Below are 11063 nucleotides of genomic sequence, written 5' to 3'. Positions count from 1 at the left end.
ATTACCTCTAATATATTGATGAAGTTCTTATTTTATAAAATTAATAACATGACTCAAATGATACGCATGTGATGATTGTTTAAAATATCCATTTAATAATTTATGAATGAAAAACAATTCAAAAACTAATAAGATGATAATAAAGCATTTTAATTGGGAGTATTTTAAATCTCAAATGAATCAGCAGTTTTCAGAAACAGAAACTTAAAAATCTACAGTCAAAGAAAAATTGATGTAGAACCAGTTTTTGGAGTTATGAAGGCTATTTTAGGTTTCACTCGAATGCCAGTTCGAGGGATAGACAAAGTCAAAAGAGAATTATGGTTTGTCTTTATGGCATTGAATGTAAGGAAAATAGCAGCTCAACGAACTACACTATTTGATAGAAATAAAGAAAACGACAATTTCTACATTATTTCAATAGAAATTATCGTTTTCTGTTTAGTCAGAGACATTTATGTCCCGAACCTTTTTAGTCATTTTCAATTTTACTAACGTGGTAAGGCTTCTTTATATTGGATTGCTTTAAGTTTTCTTATAAAATCCGAATTCCCTAACTCTCGCTCTTTTTTTTGTTGTTGATTCCACTTATAATAATCTATTTTATTTAATGATTCTTTCTTTTTTAAACGCTTAACATGCTCTTTATAACTCAATACATTACATGCAGTGATGTGTCTATTCTGTTTAGATGAAAGTACAAACAAATTGTCAACAAGGTATTGATGTAATTCACTATTGGTAAAATTTTTAAAGATTGAAATAAAGAGTTCTTCTTCACTTACAATATAAATCCTCCGCTTATCATCATTTATAATTTTTAATAATAGTTCAAAATTCATAACTTGTGATGGTAGATAATGATTAAATGTTAAAAAATCTTTTGGTATACCTGCTGTATGGCCAGTTTGATATGGAAAGAAATTCATAACCATCACTCTATTTGGATTAATATTAAATTGTTTTAATATAGACCCATTACTATAGATATATTTCTTAAACCAACAATGATGATCTATATACGGAAGAAATACTTTTTGTCCGTTTAAATTCAACTTACCTTGGATATCTTGCAATATTCTATTACGATAATGTACTATCATTTCTTCTGGTAATGAAGGATCATTAATTATAAAATCGTTCTCAGCCTTTTTTTTCAAAATTACTATATCTGCTATTTCAGGATTTCCAAAATATGGTCTTGCTATGGCTGGGCTTAATACTGCATCATTTTGTACAATTCGTTGTCTATGCTTATTAATTTTCACTTTCCCATTTGCAAAATCAATCAACTTTTTAAATCTTGGGATATTACTAAAATCTTCACCGAAATTTTTTTTGAAGTATGCTAAATCTTGTGGGTGTAAGAAAGCAGTTGTGTCATGTCTTTTTATTATTTCATTTAACGTATCTAAGTCATAAATAGAGTTATATTGATCCAAGTATTCTTGCCAAAATTCATTTATTTCTTTTAAATATTCACTCATCACTTATAACCTCCTATTTATGCTAAGTTTAATTAAGTACATAGACAGTTAGTGTCCAGATTAAGGTAACAAGCAATTTTACTTAAAATTTTTTAACTCGTTCACAATGCTTAATAAATGGTTAAATATTCAAGTAACTATGCACTTAAAGCAAAACATTAAAATAAATTATAAAAGTAAACAATTATTTTAAATGATTCAAAGGTATACATGCTATTACCCAAAAGATAACATATTTAAAAGAAAAAAACCGTAAGCTAACACTATAAATTAGCCTACGGTTTATTTTTCTTATTTATTTAAGATAACTGACTTTATCTTTTAATTTCAACCATTTCGAAAGCTTCTATAATGTCGCCTTCTTTTAAATCGTTATATTTCTCAATTGTGATACCACATTCATAGCCTTGAGCTACTTCTTTAGCATCATCTTTATAACGTTTTAACGTGTCTAATTCACCTTCAAATTGTACAATACCATCTCTGATAACACGGACACCCGCATTTCTAGTAATCTTACCATCTGTAACATAACTACCAGCAATTGTACCTACTTTTGAAACTTTAAATGTTTGACGTACTTCTGCTTGACCAATCACTTGTTCTTCATATTCTGGATCTAGCAAGCCTTTCATTGCAGCCTCTATTTCTTCAATAACGCTATAAATGACACGGTGTAATCTCATGTCTACACCTTCTGTTTCAGCTGCACGTTTGGCACCCGTATCCGGTCTTACATTGAAACCAATGATAATACCATTTGACGCATTCGCTAAGGTCACATCGGATTCGTTTATCGCACCTACTGCAGTGTGAATAATACGAACATTAACACCTTCTACTTCAATTTTCATTAATGAAGCTGCAAGTGCTTCTACAGAACCTTGGACATCACCTTTAATGATGACATTTAAATCTTTCATTTCACCTTGTTTCATTTGTTCAAATAAATTATCTAGTGAAACGCTCTTACTTTCTTGACGTTGTTGTAAAACATTGGCTTCATGACGTGCTTCTCCAATACGTCTTGCTTGTTTCTCATCTTTAAACACAACAAAACGATCCCCAGCTTGTGGTACATCATGAATACCTGTAATTTCAACAGGAGTAGATGGCTCTGCAGATTTAATTCTTTGTCCTAAATCGTTAACCATCGCACGAATTCTACCGTACGTATTACCAACAACCAATGCATCTCCGACATGTAACGTACCATTTTGCACTAGAAGTGATGCAGATGGACCACGTGATTTATCTAATTCTGCTTCTATCACTGTACCTACTGCTTTTTTCTCAGGATTAGCTTTTAGTTCTTGTATTTCAGATGTAAGGCCAATCATTTCTATTAAATCTTCAATACCATCACCGCTTAAAGCAGAAAGTGGTACGAAAATTGTATCGCCGCCCCAAGCTTCAGGAATCAAACCATATTCAGTCAATTCTTGCATTACTCTGTCCGGGTTAGCAGTTGGTTTATCAACTTTATTGACAGCTACAATTGTTGGTACATTCGCCTCTTTGGCGTGATTAATAGCTTCTATCGTTTGAGGCATTACGCCATCATCTGCTGCTACTACCAAAATTGTAATATCAGTTACTTGTGCACCACGTGCACGCATCGTTGTGAATGCAGCATGTCCTGGTGTATCAAGGAAAGTAATTTTTTTGCCATCATTTTCAATTTGATAAGCACCGATATGTTGTGTAATACCACCAGCTTCACCTGCTGTTACTTGTGTGTGACGGATAGAATCCAATAATGTTGTTTTACCATGGTCAACATGTCCCATAATAGTAACGACTGCTGGTCTTTCTACTGCATCTTCATCTTCAGATTCATCATCAAAATAAATTGATAAATCTTCTTCATCAATAACAACTTCTTTTTCCACTTCTACACCATAATCATCAGCAATCAATTCTAATGTTTCATCATCTAATGCTTGATTAATGTTAGCCATTATTCCTAATAAGAATAGCTTTTTAATAATTTCTGAAGAATCAACATTAATTTTTTCAGCAAGTTCTCCAACAGTTATACCTTCTTGATAAATGATGTGTGAAGGTATTTCTTTTGGTTCTTCCTGTTTCGTTTGTTTGTTTTTATTATTATTTTTGTTGTTCTTATTGTTCTTCTTATTTTTGTTATTATTCTTATTATTTTGTTTGTGATTTTGATTATTATTATCTTTTTTATTAGCATTAGACTTGCTATTTGATGATTTTTGTTGATTTTGACCTTGTTGTTTTTGTTCTGCTTGATTGGATTTTTCCGGTTTATAAACTTTATCTAATGCTTTTATTTGGTCGTCTTCTAACGTTTGCATATGGCTCGTTACCTCAACGTCCATCTTCTTTAACTCATCTATAATATCTTTACTTTTTAATTTTAAACCTTTGGCGTATTCGTAAATTCTTATTTTACTCATATAGTCACTCCTTACGATATTCATCTATCATTGACACTAACTTTTTAGCAAAGCCTTGATCAGTGATTCCAATGTTAACTCGTTCTGCTTTACCTAAAGCTTGTCCTAATTCAGCTCTCGTTCCAAATATGCGAAATGATATATGGTAACTTTCACACTTGTTCTGAAACATTGTCATTGTATTTTCAGAAGCATCAGTTGCAATAATTACGAGCTTCAATCTATTTTTTTTAATGTCATTTAAAATGACTGATTCACCTGTTTTAACTTTTCCAGCACGCATTGCTAACCCTAAAAAATTCACAATTTTCTCTATAGTCATTTAGGTATCTCTTCACGATAAATAAGACGTATAATTTCCTTATATACAGGATTTAGAGTTTCTGCATCAACTTTAAAGTATTTTTCTAATACACCTTTTTTTTGTGCATCTTCTACTAATTTAACATCTTTTGATACATATGCACCACGACCTTGCTGCTTTCCAGTTGCATCAGCAAAAATTTCGCCTTCTTTATTAATAACAACTCGAATCATATCTTTTTTAGGATGCATGTCGTTTGAAAGTATACATTTACGCATTGGAATTTTTTTCTTTTTCATAAAGCTCACTCCAAATTATTTTTCAGCGTCTTCTTCATCTAAGCTATCTGTTTCTTCATCTTTTTTGAAGTCATTAATTTCTGTATTAACTTCTTCTAAATCAATGTCTGTGTTTTGCTCAATATTTTCAACATCCTCAGTTTCAATCGCCTCATCTGTAGGATAAACGCCTTCAGCTCTAGCATCACTTTCTGATTTTATATCAATTTTCCAACCAGTTAATTTGGCAGCTAAACGTGCGTTTTGTCCACGCTTACCGATTGCTAAAGATAATTGATAGTCAGGCACAACAACAACCGTTGATTGGTTTTCTTCATCAACAATGACTTGTAGTACTTGAGAAGGGCTTAAAGCATTTTTAACAAATACCTTCGGATCTTCATTCCATTGAACGATGTCAATTTTTTCGCCGCCTAATTCTTCTACAACCGCTTCAACACGGGAACCTTTAGCGCCTACACATGCACCTACAGCATCGATATCTGGATTATCTGAATGAACGCTGATTTTAGAACGATCTCCAGCTTCGCGAGCAACTGATTTTACAATTACTGTACCGTCAAAAATTTCTGGTACTTCTTGTTCAAATAAGCGTTTTAATAATCCAGGATGACTACGTGAAACGTAAATTTGAGGCCCTTTTGTAGTTTGCTCTACTTTATTGACATACACTCTAATTCTCTCATTAGGAATGTAGCTATCATTAGGGCTTCTTTCAGCTTCAGATAATACAGCTTCTGTGCGTCCTAAATTAACATAAACATAACGATGATCGACTCTATCAATAAGACCATTAACAATATCATCTTCTTTATCAATAAATTCATCATATAATATTTCACGCTCAGCATCGCGTAAACGTTGCATTACAGCTTGTTTCGCAGCTTGTGCACCTACACGTCCAAAATCACTTGGCGTTACGTCTTCTTCGTAGATATCACCAACTTCATATGCTGGATTTTTAACTAGTGCTGTACTTAAGTCGATCTCTTCTCTATTATCCATTACTTCTTCCACGACTTGTTTACGCGCAATTACATGAAATGTACCTTCATCCATGTTTAACTCAACGCGTACACTTCTTGCACTGTCATAGTTCTTTTTATATGCAGTAATCAACGCTGCTTCAATTGCATCAATTAAAACTTCTCTTGGAATCTTTTTTTCTTTTTCTAAATATTCAGTTGCTAATAGTAATTCATTACTTGACACGATTTATCATCCTCCTCATCACATTAAAGCATTACAGCATGACGTGCTTTAGCGATTTTATTTCTTGGAATTTCAACTTGTTTCTTCTTTGATTTTTCTTTTACTTCCATAATAATCGTTTCACTAGTTACTTCTTTTAAGATACCTAACCATTCTTTTCCACCTTCAATAGGCGCATATAAAGAAACGTATATCGGTTTTGAAACAGCATTTTGGAAATCTTTTTCTTTTTTTATAGGTCTTTCAGCACCTGGAGAAGCTACATCTAAATAATACATTTCTTGAATAGGATCTTCTTCATCCATAACCTCACTAATCTTTTCAGAAGCTAGGGCACAATCGTTTAAATCGACGCCACCTTCTTTATCAATGGATACTCTTAAGAAGTAATCTTTTCCTTCTTTTGTGTATTCGACTTCAACTAATTCGAAATTTAAGTCGTCAAGGACGGGTTGAATAATTGATTCAACTTGCTCAGTTACTTTACTCATACTGACCTCCTTTTTTGGCAAATAGAAAAGAGCGGGTATAACGCCCACTCTTCCTGCCTGAGTCTAATTTTTTAAGCAATATTATTATACCATATGTTTATTTCCTATACAAACAACTATATCTTTCATATAGTATGACATTAACTAATATCAAATTTTTATACATTTGGCATTTTGACATTCAATTTTAATCAATATATTGACAGATTACATATCAAATATTGATAATTGTGCTTTATCTGGCAAGTTAGGTAATGAACCAAGTTCGTCTAAATATTCAATGACTTTTTGTGACAAACCTGCTTTTTTATTTAAATCTTCTTTAGATAAAAACGGCCCTTCTTCACGTGCCTCAACTATACGTTGTGCAACGTTTTCTCCTAATCCAGGAACAGCAATAAATGGCGGAATCAAACTATCATCTTCAATGATAAAATCAAATGCTTTACTCTTCTCTAAACTAATCGGTTGCATACGATAACCACGTTGCGCCATTTCATTCATGATTTCTAATACAGTTAATGTATCTTTTTCTTTTTTTGCTAAATCCATGTAGCGTGAATACATATCGTTTACTGTATTTCGAATACCTTCTTTATCTTTAATCATTGAGATTAAATCAAAATCAGATGCACGCACTGTAAAGTAACTTGCATAGTAGTAAAGTGGATAATGGACTTTGAAATATGCAATACGTACCGCCATCAACACATATGCTGCAGCATGCGCTTTAGGGAACATATATTTAATTTTTCTACATGAGTCCAAATACCAATCGGGCACTTCATTGTCTACCATTGCTTCAACCATATCATCCGTAAGTCCTTTACCTTTACGCACAAATTCCATTGTCTTAAAGGCTAGTGATGGTTCTAATCCGTTATACATTAAATAAACCATAATATCATCACGACAACAAATGACACTTGATAAATCACAAGTTCCTGAACGTATTAAATCTTGTGCGTTACCTAGCCAAACATCTGTACCATGTGATAATCCAGATATTCTAACTAATTCTGAAAATGTAGTTGGCTTGGTATCTTCTAACATTTGACGAACAAATCCTGTACCAAATTCAGGCACACCAAATGTTCCAGTTTTACATAAAATTTGCTCGGATGTTACACCTAATGGTTCTGGTGAACTAAAAATACCCATGGTCTCCTTATCATCAACAGGTATCGTTTTAGGATCAATACCTGATAAATCCTGTAACATACGGATCATCGTCGGGTCATCGTGTCCTAATATATCCAGTTTCAATACGTTATCATGTATTGAGTGGAAATCGAAATGTGTTGTCATCCAAGCTGATGATTGATCATCTGCCGGAAATTGAACCGGTGTAAAATCGTAGATATCCATATAATCTGGGACAACGATGATACCACCTGGATGTTGTCCTGTTGTACGTTTTACGCCCGTGCAACCTTTTACGAGTCTATCAACTTCAGCACCTCTTTTGTGGATGCCTTGGTCGTTTAAAAATCCTTTTACAAAACCGAAAGCTGTTTTTTCTGCCACCGTACCAATTGTACCGGCACGAAAGACTTTGTCTTCACCAAACAATTCTTTTGTGTAATTATGAGCTTGAGGTTGATACTCACCACTAAAGTTCAAATCAATATCGGGTACTTTATCACCTTTGAAGCCTAAGAAAGTTTCAAAAGGAATATCTTGCCCTTCTTTAATCAATTCACAACCACATGTGCCACATTTTTTATCTGGCAAATCAAAACCAGAGCCAATAGATCCATCATTAAAGAACTCACTTTCTTTACATTGTGGACAAATATAATGCGGTGGTAATGGATTAACTTCTGTAATTTCAGTCATTGTCGCTACAAAACTCGAACCTACAGAGCCACGTGAACCTACTAGGTAACCGTCATCCAGTGATTTTTTAACAAGTCTTTGCGAAATTAAATATATAACGGAGAATCCATTCCCAATAATACTTTCAAGTTCTTTCTCTAATCGGTCGATTACAATTTGTGGTAAATCTTCGCCATACAATGCTCTAGCATTGGCATAGCTCATATCTCGTATTTCATCATTAGCACCTTCCATACGCGGCGTATACAATTCATCTTTTATCGGAACTACACGTTCGATACGGTCTGCTAATTCATTCGTGTTTTTAACAACTAGTTCATGTGCTTTTGCTTCACCTAAGAAATGTAATTCGTCTAACATTTCATCTGTTGTTCTAAAATGTGCCTCAGGTAAAGTACTACGATTTAACGGGTTACCTGGCTGTGATGCAATTAAAATTTTACGTGCAATACCATCATGTTCGTTTAGATAATGCGCGTTTCCTGTCGCAATAACAGGAATATCATTTACATCTCCAGCTTGAATAAGACGTTGATAAATTTCATGCAATGTCTCATTATCTCTCACAAGTTCTCTATCTATTAAATCTTGATATAATGCAGGTGGCTGTACTTCAATGAAATCATAGTATTTTGCTATTCTTTCCACTTGCGATTGATCTTTTTGCATTACTGCAGTAAATACTTCACCTTCATCACATGCAGAACCAACAAGAATACCTTCTCGATATTCATCTAATAATGATCGTGGAATTCTAGGTGTTCTATAATAATATTTAACTAAAGATGCACTTACTATTTTAAATAAATTTTTCAAGCCTTGTTGATTTTGCACTATAAGTGTTACGTGATTTGGACGTGCACGTTTATACGCATCTTCATTAGATAACGATTTATTAATATCTTGATGATTATAAACTTCCGCTTCTTCTAATTGTTTTAACATTTTTATAAAAATATAAGCTGTTGCTTCAGTATCATAAATCGCTCTGTGATGCTGTGTTAAATCTACACCATATTTTTTAGCTAAGAAATTCAGACCATGCTTACCATATTCTGTGTTGATAGTTCTGGAAAGTTCAAGTGTATCTATCACACCATTCGTTGATGCACCTAGCCCAATTTTTTCATAACCGGTGTCAATGAATCCCATGTCAAATGATGCATTGTGTGCTACAAATATCGCATCACCGACCCACGCTTTAAACTCTGTTAATACTGTTTCAATTTCAGGCGCATTGACGAGCATATCATCTGTGATATGCGTTAAATTCTTGATTGTTTCAGATAAACGTTCATGTGGATTACTAAAACGTTCAAACTTATCAATGATTTCTCCTTCTCTTACTTTTACAGCTGCGAGTTCGATAATTTTATCATATTGATTAGATAAACCTGTTGTTTCAACGTCAAAAACAACATATGTTGCAGTTTTTAAATCAATATCTTGTGGCTTATAAGCTATGGGCACACCATCATCAACCAACATGCCTTCCATACCATATATCATTTTAATATTATTTTTTTCAGCTGCAGCATGCGCATCTGGAAATGCTTGAACCACATTATGATCAGTAATTGCAATCGCTTTATGGCCCCATTTGGCTGCTTGATCTACATATGCACTTATATTTGGAATGCCATCCATCTGACTCATGGATGAATGCAAGTGAAATTCTACGCGTTTCTCATCTGCTTTGTCTTGTTTAACTGCTTTTTTTATTTCTTCAATATCAGACATCATCATTACTAAGTCACGTACGAATGTGTCTTCTTCTATTCGACCTTGTGCTCGCACCCATTTACCAACACTGAGCGCTTTAAAATGAGCTAAATCATCTTTATTTTTTCTAGTGAACATTTTCAGCACTAATGAATCAGTATAATCTGTAACTTTTAATTCAACAATATGGCGTCCACTTTTCAATTCTTTTAAATTAATATCAAAGATAACACCTTCTACCGCAACTTTAAATTCTTCTTCGATAATCGATTCTATAGGTTTTACATTTTCTATTTGAATCGGTTTACCGATTTGACATTTTGCTACAGCACTTTCGTTATTATCTTGTTGCTTGGCTTTTTCAGCGCGCATCTTTTCTAATTTTTCAGTAGCTTCACGAGCACTTTTTTCATCTTCTTGTTGAATATGTGCCTCTAATGAGGCTAAATCGTCCCCATTTGAAGTGTGATCAGTTTCAAAAATGATACTACTGATTGCAAATCCACATTGTTGAAATGCTTTAATCAAACTCCCATTGCAAGCTTTATCAAAATGATCACGTTCTATATCATTCTGACACATGACTTTGAGAACATCACCTGACATAATTAAGCGCTTTTGCTTCAACTGACCTTTTACTTTTGGTGATAATTGCATTTGATCAATACAATAACTAAAGTATTTCAAGGCATATTCATCTTGATTCACTTTATTCGTAATTGTAAAATTGCAATCAACTTTGGCAATTGTTTTAAATTCTTCAGTAATTGCATTCATAAATAACAGATAATCTTCTATAGGTAAAAAATATGGAAATGTTATCTGAAATACCCAAATACGATCAGTTGTTTTAACATCTACACGCGTTAATTCACTTTGTGCTAAAATTTCTGAATCCAAATGATCTGCAATTTTAATTTGATCAGCTAAGACCTTAAATTTTTCTTGATTTGTCATTGACATGACGATAACCACCTTACTATTAATTACACTACGTTACTATTTCAAATCATTGCTTTAACTGTCGCGTATGTATTTTTTACATTATCTATCTTATAACGGAAAAGCATTAATTTCTAATACTTAAACTCTACTACTTTTACAATATGGTTACTAATAATAAATAAGAGCGGAAATGAAATCAAATATGACTCATTCGATTTCGCTTTCCCGCTCCCCTATATAAGGCGATTATTTACCAAATTACAGGTTAATTTTAAACATTCAACAATACCTGTATACAAACATATTTATTGTTATAAATTATCTTTGCTATTAAT

7 protein-coding genes and 1 pseudogene are annotated in these 11063 nt (G+C 33.1%); 1 reads left to right on the top strand and 7 read right to left on the bottom strand.

Annotated elements, in window-relative coordinates; genetic code table 11:
• Positions 1–61: 61 nt before the first annotated feature.
• A pseudogene (locus tag CD032_RS12145) lies at positions 62–495 on the top strand (transposase); the annotation flags it as partial.
• On the opposite strand, the gene CD032_RS12140 reads toward CD032_RS12145, so the two are convergent.
• From CD032_RS12140 to CD032_RS12110, 7 genes are all read right to left on the bottom strand, one after another.
• Positions 492–1487, bottom strand: a complete 996-nt coding sequence (locus CD032_RS12140; RefSeq protein ID WP_230620731.1) for a hypothetical protein — start codon at positions 1485–1487, stop codon at positions 492–494. The pseudogene CD032_RS12145 and the gene CD032_RS12140 overlap by 4 nt on opposite strands.
• A 314-nt stretch (positions 1488–1801) precedes the next feature.
• Positions 1802–3916, bottom strand: coding sequence for a translation initiation factor IF-2 (gene infB / locus CD032_RS12135; RefSeq protein WP_019468438.1), 2115 nt, complete (start codon positions 3914–3916; stop codon positions 1802–1804).
• A 4-nt stretch (positions 3917–3920) separates the two neighbouring features.
• Positions 3921–4238, bottom strand: coding sequence for a L7Ae/L30e/S12e/Gadd45 family ribosomal protein (locus CD032_RS12130; protein ID WP_019468439.1), 318 nt, complete (start codon positions 4236–4238; stop codon positions 3921–3923).
• The gene (rnpM, locus tag CD032_RS12125; protein WP_019468440.1) at positions 4235–4519 is read right to left on the bottom strand and encodes an RNase P modulator RnpM; all 285 of its coding nucleotides are present in this window, start codon (positions 4517–4519) and stop codon (positions 4235–4237) included. Before rnpM ends, CD032_RS12130 begins: the two co-directional genes overlap by 4 nt.
• A 15-nt stretch (positions 4520–4534) precedes the next feature.
• Positions 4535–5731, bottom strand: coding sequence for a transcription termination factor NusA (nusA, locus tag CD032_RS12120; protein ID WP_019468441.1), 1197 nt, complete (start codon positions 5729–5731; stop codon positions 4535–4537).
• A 23-nt stretch (positions 5732–5754) separates the two neighbouring features.
• Complete coding sequence (rimP, locus tag CD032_RS12115) at positions 5755–6222, bottom strand: ribosome maturation factor RimP (protein ID WP_019468442.1); 468 nt, start codon at positions 6220–6222, stop codon at positions 5755–5757.
• A gap of 207 nt (positions 6223–6429) precedes the next feature.
• Positions 6430–10746 (bottom strand): PolC-type DNA polymerase III, encoded by a 4317-nt coding sequence (locus CD032_RS12110; protein ID WP_019468443.1) that lies wholly within the window; start codon positions 10744–10746, stop codon positions 6430–6432.
• Positions 10747–11063: the final 317 nt, after the last annotated feature.

Source organism: Staphylococcus cohnii subsp. cohnii, from assembly GCF_002902365.1.
Lineage (GTDB): Bacteria > Bacillota > Bacilli > Staphylococcales > Staphylococcaceae > Staphylococcus > Staphylococcus cohnii.
The sequence above is the reverse complement of the archived record's forward strand: the minus strand, read 5'-3'. Positions and strand labels throughout refer to the sequence as shown.

Coding starts and splice junctions, on each gene's coding strand:
- rnpM (WP_019468440.1), bottom strand. CDS start 4,519: ATGAAAAAGAAAAAAATTCCAATGCGTAAATGTATACTTTCAAACGAC.
- CD032_RS12130 (WP_019468439.1), bottom strand. CDS start 4,238: ATGACTATAGAGAAAATTGTGAATTTTTTAGGGTTAGCAATGCGTGCT.
- CD032_RS12110 (WP_019468443.1), bottom strand. CDS start 10,746: ATGTCAATGACAAATCAAGAAAAATTTAAGGTCTTAGCTGATCAAATT.
- CD032_RS12140 (WP_230620731.1), bottom strand. CDS start 1,487: ATGAGTGAATATTTAAAAGAAATAAATGAATTTTGGCAAGAATACTTG.
- rimP (WP_019468442.1), bottom strand. CDS start 6,222: ATGAGTAAAGTAACTGAGCAAGTTGAATCAATTATTCAACCCGTCCTT.
- infB (WP_019468438.1), bottom strand. CDS start 3,916: ATGAGTAAAATAAGAATTTACGAATACGCCAAAGGTTTAAAATTAAAA.